This window comes from Sphingomonas sp. BAUL-RG-20F-R05-02, from assembly GCF_022662305.1.
Taxonomy (GTDB): domain Bacteria; phylum Pseudomonadota; class Alphaproteobacteria; order Sphingomonadales; family Sphingomonadaceae; genus Sphingomonas.
The window spans coordinates 21,681-39,669 of sequence record NZ_JAKNQH010000011.1 but is presented as its reverse complement, the minus strand read 5'-3'; the positions used below and the strand labels follow the sequence as shown (position 1 = coordinate 39,669).

The 17,989-nt window shown below is 65.0% G+C and carries 14 protein-coding genes and 2 tRNA genes; 8 read left to right on the top strand and 8 right to left on the bottom strand.

The genetic code is table 11. From position 1 onward, the window contains the following. Positions 1–34: 34 nt before the first annotated feature. Both L8F97_RS17845 and aguB read left to right on the top strand, forming a co-directional pair. The gene (locus tag L8F97_RS17845; RefSeq protein WP_242153345.1) at positions 35–829 is read left to right on the top strand and encodes an EcsC family protein; all 795 of its coding nucleotides are present in this window, start codon (positions 35–37) and stop codon (positions 827–829) included. A gap of 68 nt (positions 830–897) precedes the next feature. Further along, positions 898–1,746 (top strand): N-carbamoylputrescine amidase, encoded by an 849-nt coding sequence (aguB, locus tag L8F97_RS17840; RefSeq protein WP_242153342.1) that lies wholly within the window; start codon positions 898–900, stop codon positions 1,744–1,746. Between the two features lie 293 nt (positions 1,747–2,039). On the opposite strand, the gene L8F97_RS17835 is transcribed toward aguB, so the two are convergent. After that, a complete protein-coding gene (locus L8F97_RS17835) occupies positions 2,040–2,738 on the bottom strand; it encodes a uracil-DNA glycosylase (protein ID WP_242153454.1) in 699 nt (232 codons plus the stop codon). 25 nt (positions 2,739–2,763) lie between these two features. Between L8F97_RS17835 and folK the strand changes: the two genes are divergently transcribed. From folK to L8F97_RS17820, 3 genes are all read left to right on the top strand, one after another. Next, positions 2,764–3,255 (top strand): 2-amino-4-hydroxy-6-hydroxymethyldihydropteridine diphosphokinase, encoded by a 492-nt coding sequence (gene folK, locus L8F97_RS17830; RefSeq protein WP_242153339.1) that lies wholly within the window; start codon positions 2,764–2,766, stop codon positions 3,253–3,255. A 16-nt stretch (positions 3,256–3,271) separates the two neighbouring features. Continuing rightward, a tRNA-Lys gene (locus tag L8F97_RS17825) sits at positions 3,272–3,347 on the top strand. Between the two features lie 143 nt (positions 3,348–3,490). Next, positions 3,491–5,620 carry a TonB-dependent receptor gene (locus L8F97_RS17820; RefSeq protein WP_242153336.1) on the top strand — a complete coding sequence of 710 codons (2,130 nt, stop codon included), beginning with the start codon at positions 3,491–3,493 and terminating at the stop codon, positions 5,618–5,620. On the opposite strand, the gene L8F97_RS17815 is transcribed toward L8F97_RS17820, so the two are convergent. The 7 genes from L8F97_RS17815 to L8F97_RS17785 all read right to left on the bottom strand — a co-directional run bounded on the left by L8F97_RS17815 (position 5,617) and on the right by L8F97_RS17785 (position 15,264). Continuing rightward, entirely contained in the window at positions 5,617–5,988 is a 372-nt protein-coding gene (locus L8F97_RS17815; RefSeq protein WP_242153334.1) for a tRNA-binding protein, read from the bottom strand. The genes L8F97_RS17820 and L8F97_RS17815 overlap by 4 nt on opposite strands. Continuing rightward, a complete protein-coding gene (locus L8F97_RS17810) occupies positions 5,988–6,659 on the bottom strand; it encodes a glutathione S-transferase family protein (protein ID WP_242153331.1) in 672 nt (223 codons plus the stop codon). Before L8F97_RS17810 ends, L8F97_RS17815 begins: the two co-directional genes overlap by 1 nt. A gap of 44 nt (positions 6,660–6,703) precedes the next feature. After that, on the bottom strand, positions 6,704–11,215 hold the full coding sequence (gltB, locus tag L8F97_RS17805; protein ID WP_242153328.1) for a glutamate synthase large subunit: 4,512 nt from the start codon (positions 11,213–11,215) through the stop codon (positions 6,704–6,706). Next, entirely contained in the window at positions 11,212–11,853 is a 642-nt protein-coding gene (locus L8F97_RS17800; protein ID WP_242153326.1) for a DUF2059 domain-containing protein, read from the bottom strand. Before L8F97_RS17800 ends, gltB begins: the two co-directional genes overlap by 4 nt. After that, the gene (locus L8F97_RS17795) at positions 11,850–13,292 is read right to left on the bottom strand and encodes an NAD(P)-dependent oxidoreductase (RefSeq protein ID WP_242153323.1); all 1,443 of its coding nucleotides are present in this window, start codon (positions 13,290–13,292) and stop codon (positions 11,850–11,852) included. The genes L8F97_RS17800 and L8F97_RS17795 overlap by 4 nt, the downstream gene beginning before the upstream one ends. Positions 13,293–13,451: 159 nt before the next feature. Further along, entirely contained in the window at positions 13,452–14,261 is an 810-nt protein-coding gene (locus tag L8F97_RS17790; protein WP_242153320.1) for an undecaprenyl-diphosphate phosphatase, read from the bottom strand. A gap of 67 nt (positions 14,262–14,328) precedes the next feature. Continuing rightward, on the bottom strand, positions 14,329–15,264 hold the full coding sequence (locus L8F97_RS17785; protein ID WP_242153317.1) for a complex I NDUFA9 subunit family protein: 936 nt from the start codon (positions 15,262–15,264) through the stop codon (positions 14,329–14,331). Between the two features lie 132 nt (positions 15,265–15,396). On the opposite strand from L8F97_RS17785, the gene L8F97_RS17780 reads away from it, so the two are divergent. The 3 genes from L8F97_RS17780 (at position 15,397) to L8F97_RS17770 (ending at position 17,803) form a co-directional block, all read left to right on the top strand. Further along, positions 15,397–15,483, top strand: a tRNA-Leu gene (locus L8F97_RS17780). 95 nt (positions 15,484–15,578) lie between these two features. Further along, positions 15,579–17,285 (top strand): site-specific integrase, encoded by a 1,707-nt coding sequence (locus L8F97_RS17775; protein WP_242153314.1) that lies wholly within the window; start codon positions 15,579–15,581, stop codon positions 17,283–17,285. A 104-nt stretch (positions 17,286–17,389) separates the two neighbouring features. After that, positions 17,390–17,803, top strand: a complete 414-nt coding sequence (locus L8F97_RS17770) for a hypothetical protein (protein ID WP_242153311.1) — start codon at positions 17,390–17,392, stop codon at positions 17,801–17,803. Positions 17,804–17,989: the final 186 nt, after the last annotated feature.

Sequence of the window (17,989 nt, the reverse complement as noted above, 5' to 3'; positions counted from 1 at the left end):
GCGCGCGGTAACGGTGACAACGAGGATGGTGACGATGGACGAGCGCGACCTCGGTAACGCCTGCGCAGGGCTGGACGCCGACGTGATGGCGGAACTGCGCGCGATTGCCGATCGCTACCGGACCGCGAACGGGCTGTTGATACGGCTTGCCGGTTGGGCCGGGCAGCGCGCCGAACGTGTCACCGCGCGATTGCCTGCGGTGGTGCAGACGGCAATCGGCGAGGCCGCTACGCTGGCGCTTCGGCAGAGTTATGCGGTGGCGTTCGCGACGCAAGGGGCGGCGGAAGGATCGGTGCCGTCGCGCGCGTTGCGGCGCTTGCGGGGCGAGGTCGCGCACCGTGTCGCGACCGGGATCAGCGGCGCGCTAGGCGGTTTCGGCGGAATGGCGACGACGCTGGTCGATCTGCCGGTGACGACGACGCTGATCCTGCGCTCGGTCCAGCAGATCGCGCGCGATTACGGCGAGGATCTTACCGATCCGGCGGTGAAGGCGCAGTGCGTCGCGGTGTTTGCGCTCGGCGGTCCGCTCCCCGAGGACGATGCGGCGGAGGCCGGGTTGTTCGCCAGCCGGCTCGCGCTTGGTGGCAAGACGTTGGCGGAGATCATCCGGGCGGCGGCGCCGCGCTTCGGCGTGGTGCTGGGGGAAAAGGCGTTGGCGCAGGCGACCCCGCTGTTCGGCGCGTTGGCGGGCGGCGCGATCAACCCGATCTTCACCGGCTATTATCAGGCGATGGCGCATGTCCACTTCCGCCTGCGCCGGCTGGAGCGCGATACCGATCCTGAGCAGGTGCGCGCCTGTTTCGAGCGGATCCTGCGCGCCAGTGGCTGAGCTTTCCCTTACAATCGCGCCGGTCGCACACCATTTCCGCGCCGGCTATGAGCGGCTAAGGGATGGCTATGACCGAAATCACCGTGGCTGCGCTGCAGCTAAGCTTCAGCAACGATATCGACGCCAATATCGCGCATGTTTCCGACCTCGTCCGCGAGGCGGCGGGCAGGGGCGCGCAGGTCATCCTGCCGCCCGAACTGTTCGAAGGCGAGTATTTCTGTCGTGTCGAGGACGAGGGGTTGTTCGCCACTGCCAAGCCGACCGACCAGCACAAATCGGTGCAGGCGATGCGCAAGCTCGCCGCCGAGCTGAACGTCTACATCCCGACCAGCTTCTTCGAGGCGGATGGCCCGCACCATTACAATTCGCTGGCGATGATCGGCCCCGACGGCAAGGTGATGGGCGTCTACCGCAAGAGCCATATCCCCGATGGCCCCGGCTATGAGGAGAAGTTCTACTTTCGCCCCGGCAACACCGGTTTCAAGGTGTGGCCCGGCCCGCAAGCTACGCTTGGCGTCGGGGTGTGCTGGGACCAATGGTACCCGGAAACCGCGCGCGCGATGATGCTGATGGGGGCGGAGCTGCTGTTCTACCCGACCGCGATCGGCAGCGAGCCGCATGACACCGATCTCGACACGTCGCGGTTATGGCGGCGCGCGATGGTCGGCCATGCCGTGTCCAACGTGGTGCCGGTGGTGGCGTCGAACCGGATCGGTACCGAGCATGGCCAGACTTTCTACGGGCATAGCTTCATTTGCGACGAGCGTGGCGACATGCTGGCCGAGTTTGGCGCGGGCGAGACCGGTGTGCTCACCGCCACGCTCGATCTCGACCGGGTGAAGCGTCACCGCGCCGCCTTCGGTTTCTTCCGCGATCGTCGGCCGGAGCTGTACGGGCGACTGGTGCAGGATATTTGATCTGCATCAATTCCGATTGCGCAACTATGGATGCATTTTTTGCACTTGCGAGCAGCCGTGCTGCGGTGCACAAAGAGTGTGCCTTTCAGGCATCCTCTCCTAAAACTTTTACGGCCGGGCTTGTCCCGGCCTTTTTTTTTAATTTCGACTCGGTTAGGCAAAACCCGTCGTAGCGCCAACCAACTACAAAATATCCTGGGGAGGATGCCGCCGGTAAAACCGGCATGGCGATACGATAGCGCGGAGGATCGAGCGAGGGTGCTCTCCTCCGCGTTCGTGGTGGGGCTGGCAGGTCAGCCCATGTCGCGAAGGACAATGGCCCGCGCGAACACCGCCTCGAACATCTCCGACGTCAGTTTGCCGGTGTTCTGATTATAGCGCGAACAGTGATAGCTATCGATCAGTACGCGCCCGTCCGGCATGCGGTGTTCGGCGCCGTGGGCGAAGGGCGCCTTGGGCAAGCGTCCGCCCAGTACCTTTACCGCCGACTGGTGCGCGATCTGTCCAAGTGCGACGAACACGCGTGCGTTCGGCAGTGCGGCGACCTGATCGTCGAGGAAGGCGCGGCAGGTGCGGATTTCCTCCGGGGTCGGCTTGTTCTCCGGTGGCAGGCATTTGACCGCATTGAGGATCATCGCCCCGTCCAGCGCGAGCGTATCGCCCGGCTTGCCTTCATAGGTGCCGCTGGCGAGGCCGAACTTGGTGAGAGTGTCGTACAACAGCGCACCCGCCGAATCGCCGGTAAAGGCGCGGCCGGTACGATTCGCGCCGTGCTTGCCAGGGGCGAGGCCGATGATCCCTAGCCATGCCGCCGCATCGCCGAATGCCGGAACGGGCGCGTTCCACCATGTCGGATATTCCGCGCGAAGCGCATCGCGCACGGCGACGAGACGCGGGCAGCGCGGGCAATCGTGCGGCGGTTCGGTCGCGGCCAGCGGGCTGGGCGGAGCGATAGGCTCTGGATTCGGAAGCGGGGGGCTTGGGGGCAACATGCGGCTGGCGTAGGCGGGTGTCGCCATGCCGACAAGCTACGCCATCGCCATCGGGTCGAACCGCAGCGGCCGCCACGGCCGGCCGGAGGCGGAGGTGCGCGCCGCTATGGCCGCGCTTGGCGCGCTGGGGCAGGTGACCGCGACCGCGCCGATCTTCGACACCGCGCCGCTCGGGCCATCGTCGCGGCGATTCGCCAACAGTGCGGCGCTGCTCGAAACGTCGCTCGATCCGCTGGCGCTGCTCGCCGCGCTGAAACAGATCGAGCGCGCGTTCGGGCGTCGGCGGGGCCGACGGTGGGGGGCGCGGGTGATCGACCTGGATATCGTGCTGTGGAGCGGTGGCGCGTGGACGCAGCGTGACCTCGTCATCCCGCATCCGGCCTTCCGCATCCGCCGCTTCGTGCTCGATCCGCTGGTCGCCATCGCGCCCTCATGGCGTGACCCGCGCACCGGCCATAGCACCCGCCAACTCGCCGTCCGCGCGCACAAGGTTGACCGCAGGCCCGCGCACCCCTAACGCGCGTCCTTCGGTCGGGCTCGTAGCTCAGTCGGTAGAGCAACGGACTTTTAATCTGTAGGTCCCGGGTTCGAATCCCGGCGAGCCCACCACCGACAATAGCCGGTTCAGCTTCCCGCAAGCATCGAACCGGCAACGGGAGACGTCTGTGGATCGTGCCCGGGAGGCTTGACGATCCGGAGACTTTACATCGTATCGTCCTGGCGCGAGCGCGCTAACCGGAGCCTCCCTGTCCATGCTCTTTCGCACCCTGCTGCTGAGCGGCGCGACGCTGCTGTCCACCCCTGCCTTCGCCGAGGATGCACCCGCCCCGCAGCAACCCGCGCCTGCGGCCACGCCTGCGCCGGCGGTGCCGAAGGACATCGTCGTCACCGGCCGGCTCGACGCGGCGCGCGCCTCGATCCAGCCGAGCCTGGGTGCGACGACCTATTCGATCTCCAACGCGACGATCCAGGCGCTGCCCGGCGGCGACAACCAGCAGTTGAACCAGATCCTGCTGCAACTGCCCGGCGTCTCGCAGGACGGGGCGGGGCAGCTTCACGTTCGTGACGATCATGCCAACCTGCAATATCGCATCAACGGCACGATCCTGCCAGAGGGCATCGCCGTATTCGGCCAGACGCTGTCGCCACGGTTGGTAGATCGATTCGATCTGCGCACCGGCGCACTGCCCGCGCAATATGGGCTGCGCACCGCCGGCATCATCGACATCACCACCAAGAGCGGGTTCGAGAATGGCGGCGAGCTGTCGTTGTACGGCGGCAGTCGCGGCACGATAGAGCCGAGTGTGGAATATGGCGGCAAGACCGGCAGCACCAATTACTTCGTGACCGCCAGCTACCGCCACAACGACCTCGGCATCGAATCGGTTGATGGCAGCACCGACGCCCTGCACGACCAGACCAATCAGTATCAGGGCTTCGTCTACCTCGATCACACGATCGACGACGGCAACCGCGTCTCGCTGATCGGCGGCTATTCGGACCAGCGATTCCAGATTCCCAACCCGCGCGGGCTGCATCCGGACAGCGGGTATAATGTCGGCGGCGTCAGCGATTTCCTGAGCGACGATCTCGACGAACGCCAGCATGAACGCACCGCGTTCGGCATCCTCAGCCTGTTGCACGATGCCGGGCCGGTAACGCTGCAGGGCTCGCTGTTCGCGCGCTATTCGTCGCTGCAATATACCCCCGACGTGCTCGGCGAGCTGTTGTTCAACGGCATCGCCCAGGCGGCCAAGAAGCAGGATTTCACCACCGGCATTCAGATGGAGGGTGTGTACCGGCTGAGCGGCGCGCACACGCTGCGCGGCGGCTTCGTCATCACCCGCGACCACGGTACCAGCCGCACCACCACACAGGTGTTCCCGGTCGATGCGCAAGGCGCGCAGACCGGCCAGCCGATCGCGATCGCCGATAATGGCTCGGCCACCGAGATGACGTACAGCGTCTACCTCCAGGACGAATGGCAGCCGATCGACCATATCACGATCAACTTCGGCGGCCGCTTCGACCATTACGACGGCTATCGCAGCGAGCAGCAGTTTTCCCCGCGCGTCAACGCGGTGTGGGCGCTGGGCGGCGGCTTCACCCTCCACGGCGGCTATGCGCGCTACTTCTCGCCCGCGCCGTTCGCCAATGTCGCCACCACCACCATCGCCAAGTTCGTTGGTACCAGCGCCGAGGCGCCGGGCAGCTTCGGCGACGTACCGTTCGCCGAGCGGCAGGATTATTTCGACATCGGCGCCGAGCAGAAGATCGGACCTGTAACGATTGGTGTCGATGGCTATCACCGCCGCTCGCGCAATTTGCTTGACGAGGGGCAGTTCGGCGCGCCGATTATCCTGACGCCGTTCAACTACCGGCGCGGGCGGATCGACGGGATCGAGGGCAACGTCAGCTACACCCACCACGGCTGGCTGGTGTACGGCAACATCGCGCATGCCGAGGCGAAGGGCACCGACATCAGCTCGGGGCAGTTCAACTTCGACCCAGCCGATCTCGCCACGATCAGCCGGCAGTACATCTATCTCGATCACGACCAGACCTGGACCGGCTCTGGCGGCGCGTCCTACCGGTTCGATCGCGGGTTTCTACAGGACAGCAAACTGGCGGCGAGCATGATCTACGGCTCGGGCCTGCGCCGCGACGGCGCAGTGCCGAACGGCGGTAAGCTGCCCGGCTATGCGGTGTTCAACATCAGCGCGAGCCACAAGTTCACCGGACCCGGCATCGAAGTGCGCGCAGACGTGTTCAACCTGTTCGACCATGTCTACGAAATCCGCGATGGGTCGGGCGTCGGCGTGGGCGCGCCGCAATATGGTCAGCGGCGCGGATTCTTCTTCGGGATCAGCAAGAGCATCTAGAACAGCCGGCCGCCGTTGGGGACGCCTGCGGTGGGCGTCACCAGCACGACCTTGCCGTCCGCATCCGGGAAGCCGAGCGTCAGCACCTCGGACAAAAACTTGCCGATCTGGCGCGGCGGGAAATTGACCACCGCGGCGACCTGCCGGCCGGGCAGATCGGCGAGCGTGTAATGTTCGGTGATCTGCGCGGAGGATTTGCGCAGGCCGATCACCGGGCCGAAATCGATCACCAGCTTGAACGCGGGCTTGCGCGCCTCCGGGAAGGGCAGCGCCTCGACGATCGTGCCGACACGGATATCGACGGCGAGGAAGTCATCGAAGCCGATCGTCGGCGCGGGCAAGGCGGCGGGATCGTGCGTGACGTGCATCAGAAATCGGGATCGTCGTAATGTGGGGTCGGCTGGATGCCGTCCATCCGTTCCGACAGTAGCGGGCGGAAGCTCGGCCGGCTTTTCAGGCCGCGATACCAGCGTGCGGTCTGTTCGTGGTTCTTCCAGTCGATCCCGCCGAGATAATCGACCACCGAGATCTGCGCCGCCGCCGCCAGATCGGCGAGCGTCATGGTCGATCCCGCCATCCAGTTGTTATGGTCGAGCAGGTAATCGGTATAATCGAGGTGCCGCACCGCCGCACGCATCGCCTCGCGAAGTACCTTCGAATCGGGCGACTGGCGCGTGACGAGCCGCTTCTCCATGCGTTCGTGAAGCAGAGGCGCGGTGATGTCGGCGAAGAACTGCGAATCGAACCACGCGACCTGCCGGCGGATCTCGGCGCGGTATGTGGCGGGACCGGAGATCATCGCGGACTTCTCGATCGTCTCCTCGAAATATTCGCAGATCGCCATAGAATCGATCAACAGGATGCTGCGGGTCGCATCGGTCATCACCGGCACCTGGCCGGCCGGGTTCATGTCGATGAACTCGTCACGCCGCTGCCACGGCGATTCGCGCACCAGCTCATAGCCGATGCCCTTCTCGCCGAGCAGCAGGCGGATTTTCCGGGAAAACGGGCAGAGCGGGAATTGATAGAGTTGCCACATGCCGCCCGTGTAGCGGGGCGGGATGTGGACCGGAAGGCTCTAAACTACTCCGCCGCCTCAAGGCTCTCGCGATCGTCGAGCGGTTGGGCGAGGCGCGTCAGCATTTCCTTGGGTACGACCTGCCAGAAATGCTCAAGTACGCGGCCCCAATCGTCGAGCAGCGCGCCCGACCATTTGCTATCGGTGGCGGCATGGTGCGCGCGGACATGGCCGAGCAGCACCGATTCCCAATGCGACGAGGCCAGCCGGTTCCAGGTGATGTTCTCCGGGTTGGCGCGGCGTTCGAAGCTGCCGTCGGGATCGTAGACGAACGCCATGCCGCCGGTCATGCCAGCACCGAAGTTGGTGCCGACCGCGCCGAGTACCACCGCCATGCCGCCGGTCATATACTCGCAGCCATTGGCGCCGCAGCCTTCCACCACCACGATCGCACCGGAATTGCGCACTGCGAAGCGCTCGCCCGCCTGGCCTGCCGCGTACAGTTTGCCCGAGGTCGCGCCGTACAGCACGGTGTTGCCGATGATGGTGTTCTCGTTCGATTTGAGCGGGGAGGACACCACCGGGCGCAGCGCGATGATGCCGCCCGACAGCCCCTTGCCGACATAATCGTTGGCATCGCCGAACACTTCGAGCGTGATGCCCTTGCACAGGAACGCGCCGAGGCTCTGCCCCGCCGAGCCGCGAAGGCGGATATGGACATGCCCGTCGGCCAGCGCATCCATGCCGTAGGTGCGGGTGATCTCGCTGGACAGGCGGGTGCCGACCGCACGGTGCGTATTGCGCACCGAATAGGTGAGCTGCATCTTCTCGCGGCGCGAGAACACGGCGGCGGCATCCTTGATGATCTGCGCATCGAGGCTGTCCGGCACGTCGTTGCGGAACGTCGACAGGCTGAAGCGCCGTTCGAAATCGTCCGCATCGACCTTGGCGAGAATCGGGTTGAGGTCGAGATCGTCGAGATGTTCCGCGCCACGGCTGACCTGACGGAGCAGTTCGGTGCGGCCGATCACCTCGTCGAGGCTCTTCACGCCCAGCCGCGCGAGAATGTCGCGGACTTCCTCGGCGATGAAGGTCATCAGGTTGATGACCTTTTCGGGCGTGCCGGTGAACTTCGCGCGCAGGCGCTCGTCCTGCACGCACACGCCGACCGGGCAGGTGTTCGAATGGCACTGGCGCACCATGATGCAGCCCATCGCCACCAGCGATAGCGTGCCGATGCCGAACTCCTCCGCGCCGAGGATCGCGGCGATGACGATGTCGCGCCCGGTCTTGAGGCCACCGTCCGCGCGCAGCTTGATCCGCCCGCGCAGACCGTTGAGGGTGAGCGTCTGATTGACCTCCGAGAGGCCCATCTCCCACGGCGTGCCGGCATATTTGATGCTGGTTTGCGGCGACGCGCCGGTGCCGCCGACATGGCCGGAGACGAGGATGACGTCGGCATGCGCCTTGGCCACGCCCGCCGCAACCGTGCCGATCCCGGCCGAAGAGACGAGCTTCACGCACACCCGCGCGCGCGGATTGATCTGCTTCAGATCGTAGATGAGCTGCGCGAGATCCTCGATCGAATAGATGTCGTGGTGCGGCGGCGGCGAGATCAGCGTCACGCCCGGAGTCGCGTGGCGCAACTTGGCGATGAACTCCGTCACCTTGAAGCCGGGCAGCTGCCCGCCCTCGCCAGGCTTGGCACCCTGCGCTACCTTGATCTCGATCTCGTCACAGGCGTTGAGATATTCCGCCGTCACGCCGAACCGGCCGCTCGCGATCTGCTTGACGCCGGAGTTGGCGTTGTCGCCATTGGCATAGGGCGTGTAGCGCAGCTTGTCCTCGCCGCCTTCGCCCGAAACCGCCTTGGCGCCGATCCGGTTCATCGCGATCGCCAGCGTCTCGTGCGCCTCCGGGGAGAGCGCGCCGAGCGACATGCCCGGCGTTACGAAGCGCTTGCGGATTTCGGTGATCGCCTCGACCTGATCGACCGCGACACCCTCGTCCGGATAGTTGAACTGAAGCAGATCGCGCAGGTATACCGGCGGCAGCCCCTCTACCCCGCGCGAGAATTGCAGGTAGGTCGAATAGCTATCGGTCGCCACCGCCGACTGCAGCAGGTGCATCAACTGCGCGGAGTAAGCGTGCGTCTCGCCGGTATGGCGCTGGCGGTAGAAGCCGCCGATCGGCAGCGTGACCACCGCCGAGTCGAACGCCGCATCATGGCGCAGCTTCGCATTGAGGTGGAGCGAGGCATAGCCTTCGCCCGAAATCTTGGCGGGCATGCCGGGGAAGAAGTCGTTGACCAGGCTGCGCGACAGCCCGACCGCCTCGAAATTATAGCCGCCGCGATAGCTGGAGATCACCGCGATCCCCATCTTCGACATGATCTTGAGCAGCCCCTCGTCGATCGCATGGCGATGGTTGGCGAGGCATTCCTCGAGGCTCAGCCCCTCGAACAGCCCGCGCGCGTGACGGTCGACGATCGCCGCTTCGGCCAGATAGGCATGCACGGTGGTCGCGCCGACGCCGATCAGCACCGCATAATAATGCGTGTCGAGACATTCCGAGGTCTGGATGTTGACGCTCGCGTAGGAGCGCAAGCCGCGGCGGACGAGGTGGGTGTGCACGGCGGCGGCGGCCAGCACGCCGGCGATGGCGATGCGATCCTCGCCGACGTTGATGTCGGTGAGGAACAGTTCGCTCTTGCCCTCACGCACCGCCTGTTCGGCCTCGGTGCGGATACGCGCGATCGCGGCGCGCAGCGTCTCCGGGCCGCCATCGGTGGCGAAGGTGCAGTCGATCTCCGCCGCCTGCCGGCCGAAATGCGCCTTGAGCCGCGACCAGTCCACCCCGGTCAGCACCGGCGATTCGAGCACCAGCACGCCGTCGCGGCGGCCCTCGGTATCGAGGATGTTGGCGAGGTTGCCGAACCGCGTCTTGAGCGACATGACATGGCGTTCGCGCAAGGGGTCGATCGGCGGGTTGGTCACCTGGCTGAAGTTCTGACGGAAGAACTGGCTGATCAGGCGCGGCTTGTCCGAGATGACCGCGAGCGGCGTATCGTCGCCCATCGAGCCGATCGCTTCCTTGCCGCCTTCCACCATCGGCGCGAGGATCAGCTCCATATCCTCGAGCGTCTGCCCGGCGGCGACCTGACGGCGGGTGCGGTCGGCACGGTCGAACCGCATGGTCGCATCGGCGGGCGCGGGCGGCAGATCGCCGACCGCGATGAAATTGCCGATCATCGCCGCATAATCGGCCTCGCTGGCGATCTGGTCCTTGATGGCGAGATCGTTGAACACGCGACCTTCATCGAGATCGACCGCGATCATCTGACCCGGACCCATCCGCCCCTTCTCGACCACGGTCGATTCGGGAACGACCACCATGCCGCTCTCCGACCCGACGATCAGCAGACCGTCCGAGGTGCGGGTATAGCGTAAGGGGCGCAACGCATTGCGGTCGACCCCGGCCACCGCCCAGCGGCCATCGGTCATGGCGAGCGCGGCGGGGCCGTCCCACGGCTCCATCACGCTGGCGAAATATTTGTACATGTCGAGGTGGCTCTTGGGCATCTCGCCCTTCGGCCCCCACGCCTCGGGCACCAGCATCAGCTTGGCGGTCGGCGCGTCGCGGCCGGAGCGCACGATCGCCTCGAACGTCGCGTCGAGCGCGGCGGTGTCGGAGGCGCCGGCCGGGATCACCGGCTTGATATCCTCGGAATGCTCGCCGAACGCGTTGGCAGCCATCTTGATCTCGTGGCTGATCATCCAGTTCTTGTTGCCGCGGATCGTGTTGATCTCGCCATTGTGCGCGAGGCAACGGAACGGCTGCGCCAGCCACCATTGCGGGAAGGTGTTGGTCGAATAGCGCTGGTGGAAGATCGCCACGCGGCTTTCGAAGCGCTGGTCGGTCAGGTCCGGGTAGAACACCGACAGCGATTCGGCGAGGAACAGCCCCTTGTAGATGATCGACCGGCACGACAGCGAACACACGTAGAAGCCGCTGATCTGCGCGGCGATCACGCGCTTCTCGATCCGCCTGCGGACGAGGTAGAGGTCTTTCTCGAACTCGGCGGCGCTCTGTTCGTCCGGCATCGGCCCTGCGATCATGATCTGCTCGATCTCGGGCCGCGTCGCCTGCGCCTTCTGGCCGATCACCGACACGTCGACCGGCACCTGCCGCCAGCCGTAGATCGTATAGCCCTGCTCGATGATCGCGCTTTCCACGATCGTGCGGCACGCCTCCTGCGCGCCGAGATCGGTGCGCGGCAGGAAGATCATGCCGACCGCGAGCCGGTTGGGCATCATGCGGTGGCCCGACGCTGTGACGGCATCGTCGAAGAACTTGATCGGCAGATCGACGTGCAGGCCGGCACCGTCGCCGGTCTTGCCGTCGGCATCGACCGCGCCGCGATGCCACACCGCCTTCAGCGCATCGATCGCGGATTGCACGACGCGGCGCGACGGCTTGCCATCGGTCGCGGCGACGAGGCCGACGCCGCAGGCATCACCCTCGAACTCGGGGCGATACATGCCATGCTCGGCGAGATAGGCGCGTTGGTCGGTCATGATGGTGCCTTCTGGTCGGCGGTTTCGGCCGCGGCCTTGGTCAGATAGCGGCGCAGGATGGCGCGTTTGCGGCCCTGCACGTCGGAAATGATCTGCGGGTAGAGATCGCCGTAGCGCTGCCCGACCGGCGTGCGGAAGAACCGCGTGATCTCGTCCATCTCCGCCACGGTGAAGCGCCGCGCGTAGACCGACTGGCTGGCCGCGATCACCTCGTCCAGAATGGCCGACACGCTTTCGGCGAGCCGTGCGCGCATCGCCTCGCTCGGCTTGGCGATCGCGCGGCACGTCTGCAAGTTGCGCCCGTCGATCGCGCGCTGGAGGCATTCGTCCGCGACTTCGAGCTCGGCGGCACGCAGACCCTCCTGGATCGTCACCGCCTGGCGTTCGCGAAAGCGGCTGGCGACGAGCAGCCGCGCGGCGGCGGCGCGACGCGCGTCCATGTCGACGGGGGCAGGGGACTGCACCGCCGGCTGAGCTTGCGCCGGACGCGACGCCAGCGGTGAAGCCGTATGCTGGTCCGGTGTCATCACGCCGTCGAGACGGGTGGCGGAGGGGCGTGTCGGTGTCGGCCGCGAAACCGGGGTCTGCGCGATTGCGGGGGAGGCCAGCGACACAGCGATCAGAACCCGCGCGATCATGCCGCGACCTTTCCTGCGCCCGCCTTCGCCTTGAGGTAGCCGTGCATCGTCGCCGCCACGTCGCGACCGTCGCGGATCGCCCACACCACCAGCGATGCACCGCGTACGATGTCGCCGGCCGCGAACACGCCGTCGAGCGAGGTCATCAGCGTCTTGTTGTCGACCAGCACCGTTCCCCAGCGCGTCACGCCGAGTTCGGGCGCGCCGAACAGGCCGGGCAGATCCTCCGGATCGAAGCCCAGCGCCTTGATGACGAGATCGGCGGGCACGTCGTAGCCACCGGCGGGATCGACCTCGGGGGCGCGCCGGCCGCTCGCATCGGGTGCGCCGAGCCGCATCCGGCTCGCCTTGACCGCCGACACCTTGCCGTCCGCCAGGAACGCCTCGGGTGCGGTCAGCCAAACGAACTCGACGCCTTCCTCCTCGGCATTGGCGACTTCGCGCTGCGATCCGGGCATGTTGGCGCGGTCGCGGCGGTAGAGGCACTTCACGCTGGCGGCGTTCTGGCGGACGGCGGTGCGCACGCAGTCCATCGCGGTATCGCCGCCACCGATCACGACGACATGCTTGCCCTCCGCATCAAGGCTGCCGTCGTCGAACGCAGGCACGGCATCGCCAAAGCCCTTGCGGTTGGAGGCGGTGAGATAGTCGAGCGCGTCGACCACGCCGTCGCTGTCCACCCCCGACGCCTTGATCGCGCGCGGCTTGTACACGCCGGTGGCGATCAACACCGCGTCATGGCGTTGGCGCAGCTCGTCGAGGCTGGCGTCACGGCCGATCTCGAACCCGTTGTGGAAGATAATGCCGCCCGCCGCGAGCCGCTCGACGCGACGCGTGACGACATACTTCTCCAGCTTGAAGCCGGGGATGCCATATGTGAGCAGCCCGCCGGAACGATCATAGCGATCATAGACATGCACCTCGTACCCGAGCGTGCGCAGATAGTCCGCCGCCGACAGGCCGGCCGGACCCGCACCGATCACCGCCACCGATTGCCCGCGCGGACGACCGGGGACGAGCGGCTCGACCCAACCCTCTTCCCAGGCGGTATCGGTGATGAACTTCTCGACCGAACCGATCGTCACCGCGCCGTGCCCGGAGAATTCGATCACGCAATTGCCCTCGCACAGCCGGTCCTGCGGGCAGATGCGACCGCAGATCTCGGGCATGGTCGAAGTCGCATTGGACAGTTCGTAGGCCTCGCGCAGGCGGCCTTCGGCGGTGAGGCGAAGCCAGTCGGGGATATGGTTGTGCAGCGGGCAGTGCACCGAGCAATAGGGCACGCCGCATTGCGAGCAGCGCCCGGCCTGATCCTCCGCGGTAGGCGCTGCGTAGCGATTGGCGATTTCTCGGAAATCTTCCGCGCGCACGTCAGCCGCACGTTTGTCCGGATAGCTTTGCACCCGATCAACAAATTTTAAAAGATGCTCGTTCGCCATAGTCGTCTGCCTTGCTGCAGACGCCTCACTACAGACGCTTATCGCGTCTGTCACGCAATATTACCCTACTAGGTAAGCATAACTTACATATTATTTCGAATCCGTCGGCTTACGGAAGAAATTTCCACAAACATCGACGCTTATAGGTCCGATACGGCATTACCTAGCTAAAAGCCAGATCAACGCAGCACCGCCAGCGACAATGCGATACCAAGCGAATGGCGCAAAACCGCGCTTGCCGACGATCCCGATGAACCATCGCACCACCAGCAGCGCGACAATGAAGGCGACCACGAAGCCGATCGCGATCGCGCCGAACCCAACCCCGCCGCCGCTCGCCAGCTCATGCCGGTTCTTGAACAGCTCCAGCGCGGTTGCCCCCAGCATGGTGGGTATAGCGAGGAAGAAGCTGAACTCCGCCGCGGTCCGCCGCTCGACCCCGAGCGTCAGTGCGCCGAGGATCGTCGCGCCCGAGCGGCTCACCCCCGGGATCATCGCCAGGCACTGGATGAAGCCGATGCCGACGACCTTGGGCAGCGGAATGTTCGCGACGCCGGCAATATCGCCTTCCTTTACCGTGCGTTCGATGAACAGGATCGCGAAGCCGCCGACGATCAGCGCGACGCACACTGTCAGCGGCGATCCGAGCAGCGCCTCGATCTGCTTGTGGAGCGCCAGCCCGATTACCGCCGCCGGCAGGAACGCGACGAGCAGGTTGCGCACGAACCGGATCGACAGCGCGTCGCCACGCAACAGCCCGAACAACACCGCCCAGAACGTCCGCCAGTACAGCACCACGATCGCGAGGATCGCGCCGAGCTGGATGACGATGTTGAACACTTCCCAATAGGCGGCGTCATAGCCGAGCAGCGCGGAGGCGAGGATGAGATGCCCGGTCGAGGAGACCGGCAGGAACTCGGTCACGCCCTCGACGATGCCGAGCAGGATGATGGTCAACAGATCGGTCACGCAAGTCCCCCTTCCGGACGGCGCGAGATCGCGCCGCCGTTTCTATGCCGTCGCGATGCTCCGCCGTTCAGGCGGCAGCGCGCGCGCCGAACCTCCCGTTGCGGCGATAGCTGACCAGCCAGGTCGGCGCGACCGATGCGAGCGGGGTCGGGGATATTCCGAGATCAGCGAAGCCCGCCGCGCCCGAGCTGACGACGTTGTCGTGCTGGAGCATCTTCCATTGATCCTGCGTGATCGGCGCACCGGGCAACGCACCGCCCATCGCGATCAAGCTGCCGATCGCATCGGGCAGTTCGAGGAAGGTCGGCTTGCGGCCGATCGCGAGTGCGATCCACCGCATCAGCGCACCCATCGTCATCACATCGGGGCCGCCCAGTTCGATGGTCTTGCCTGCCGCCAGCTCGGGATCGGCAATGGCGACGGCGACCGCGTCCGCCACATCGCCGACGAACACCGGCTGGAAGCGGGTCTGCGCGCGCAACACCGGCACGAACCGCGTGCTCGCGATCATCGATGCGAAGCGGTTGAGGAATGCATCCTCGCGCCCGAACACGACCGAAGGGCGCAGGATCGTCGCTTGCGGGAACGCCGCTCGCACCGCGGCCTCGCCCTCGCCCTTGCTGCGGCCATAGGCGGAGTCGCTGTTGGCGTCCGCGCCGATGGCCGAGACATGGACGAGCGTCTGCACCCCGGCCGCGCGCGCTGCTTCCGCGACGACGCGCGCGCCCTCGACATGCACCTTGGAGAAATTGCCCGACAGGATACCGACCAGGTTGACCACCGCATCCGAGCCCGCAATCGCATGGGCGATCGTCTCGGGTTTGGTCACGTCGGCGCCAACGAACTGGACGTTGCCGAACGTGCCGAGCGGTTTGAGGAACCACGCCGCGCGCGGATCGCGCTGCGCCACCCGCAGGCGGACCTCGCGCTTCAGCAGCGCCTGCGCGACATAGCGGCCGAGAAAGCCGCCGCCGCCGATCACCGTCACCAGCTTGTTCTTCATGCCCGTAGATCCCTCATGCTGAGCCCGCGAAGCGTACCGATGCCGCTTCAAATCACGCAAAAGCCCTTGCCCCAGCAACAGGGCTGTTGACAAGGCCGCGCGACCCGCCCTAAAGGCCCGCCCCTACCCCGTGCCCAGATGGCGGAATTGGTAGACGCACCAGCTTCAGGTGCTGGCGATCGCAAGGTCGTGGAGGTTCGAGTCCTCTTCTGGGCACCATTTTCCCGTAAGTGGCTAATATGCCTGTAAAACAACCCCTTACGGGGGCCGCTGCACAGCGATCCGGTACGAAGCTCGGTACGCTGGAGGGCCTTTTGGCTAAAGATATTCCGTGGGTTTCCGAAGAGAAAAAGACGGGTCGTCTCCTCTTCCGTCGATCTTATCCGGCCGATGTTCGCGGGTCTTTGGGCTGGGAGAAGAAAGTCACGCTTGGCGCCAACAGGCGAATGACCGAGGCCGCCTCTCGCGTCTACTACATGGCAAGCGATGATTACGACCGCGAGGTTCGGGAGGCCCGCTTGGCGGCCAAGAAAGCTGCCGAGGCGTTCGATACCCTCACTCCGGAAGACGTCCGGGGCCTCGTGCAGGCTTACAGGTCCGATCGTCACGCCAGCATAGCCGCGAAGATGATGGAGGGCGGGGACTGGGCGTCTCGTGCCTCTGAGGGCCTTGTGTGGACTGCGGATGACCTTCAGCGCTGGAAGGTTGAGGCAGATTATGAAGAGATGGAGGGCCACTGGGGCAAGACTGCCGACAGACTCCTAGCTAAGGCGGGCTTCACGTTGTCTTCGGATGACGAGGAGAGCCGTCACCGCCTTCTATGGGCCCTCAACGACGCTGGCATGGAGCGGCAGGCGGACGACCGGAAGCAGCTAAGCGGCAAGTTTGTGGAAGCGCCGCCAAAACCTGCACAGCCAAAGAACCCCCTAGGCCGGGCTCGGACCGTTTCTGCCCTAGTTAGCGCCTACAAGCTCGCCCAGTGGGATCGTTGGGCCGTGTCGAGCCGGAAGGGTGTAGACGCGCCTTTCCGCGTCTTGGAGCAGCTGCTCGGGACCACGGCCGTGAACGAAGTGGATAGGGAGGCCGCTCGGGCTGTGTTTGAGGCCGTGAAGGCCCTTCCAGTCAGCATTGGCAAGAACCGGCATCTAAAGGGACTCACCGTTCTAGAGGCAATAGAGCGCGGCAAGACGCTGGGCATCCAAACTATAAGCCCGAAGACCGTTAACGGCTCTTACATGGCGTTCATTTCCTCGGCCTTCGAGTGGGCGCACAAGGAACGCTGGATTGATTGGAACCCATTCAAAGGATTGGCGCAGCCGGACCCGATCGACGAGCGTGATAAGCGGGACGCCTTCACGTCCGATCAGCTACAGGAACTCTTCACCGCAGCCCCGTGGGACCGTCCTCGCGCAAACGACGAGGATGCTCAGCCGGGCCGGTACTGGGTTCCGTTGATCGCACTCTTCACGGGGATGCGCCTTGGAGAGATTTGCGGGCTTCGGATAGCGGACGTGGAAACGATCGACGGGGAGCCGTGCTTCCGGGTCCGCCGGTATGAGGGCCGCAGCATCAAGACCGCAGAAAGCCGCCGTGACGTGCCAGTCCCGCAGGCTTTGCGCCGCCTCGGGCTCCTCGCCTTTGTTGGGCACCAAAGGCAACACGGCACTCCCGACGCCTTGCTGTTCCCAGACGGGGACGCAAACAACCGCCAGCAATGGGGGGCAAAGCTCAGCGAGCGCTTCGTGAAGCATTTAGCGCGACGTGAGATCACCGGGACGAAGCTCGGGATGCACAGCTTCCGGCATGGCTTTGAGGACCGCCTCAAGGCCGCAGGGCTGTCCGGGACCGCCGAGGCCCTAGCGGTCTCCGGAAGGGCCATAGCGGGCTCCCAGAGCATCTACGGGACCATCGGCGGCGGCTTCCCGATCGCCAACCTCCTCGCGGTGCTGGAGAAGCTCACATATCCCGGTCTGGACCTTTCGCACCTTGAGCCGGACAGCAGGGACGGTGAGGGGGCCTAGGTGCCTAATGCTCCACGATTGTGGATATTCTGCAATCCCAAGAGCCTGTTGACCGGCCAGCGTACAGCGGCAATCCCCGCGCCCTACAGTCGAAGGGGGAAACTATGTCGGACAGCGCTCTCCAAGCTTTCTACAGCGCCAATAGGGCGTTGATGCAGTTCATGAAGAAGAACGCTTCAGCTCGGCATATTTCGGTGTTCCTGCATGTCGCCATGAAGGACTCTGTAGATTTAAAGGCCCTCACGAAGATGGTGGGCGGCAAGCCGGGAACGGTCTACGATGACTTGCAGGACCTTGGGAAGGTCTCAGCTACCGGAAGGACCGGCTACAATCTTGTGGAGGAGGTGAAGCCTGCCGTCGAGGGCGGAGCGTACCTCTACCGGCTCACGGGGCGCGGCAGGATGGCGCTGGAGGCCATGGCGTTCCAGATGAACGCCTATCTGGCCCCGCACGTTGACGATGAGGACGACAAGCCTCTGGAGGCCTATTGGGACTCTCGGGCGGTTGTGAGGGGGTGACGAACCCTTGCCGTGTCCATAGTTGAACCTTTGGACCACGCGCTTCGATTGATTTATCTAGTAAGAATAAGGAGGCGATAGAAGTGGCCTATGTTGATAGTAATCAGCTTCAAAATCACGCTCGTCTAAGATTAGAGATTTGACGTAGTCTGCGTTATGATCGTGGTTATTTAGGGCAAACCACAA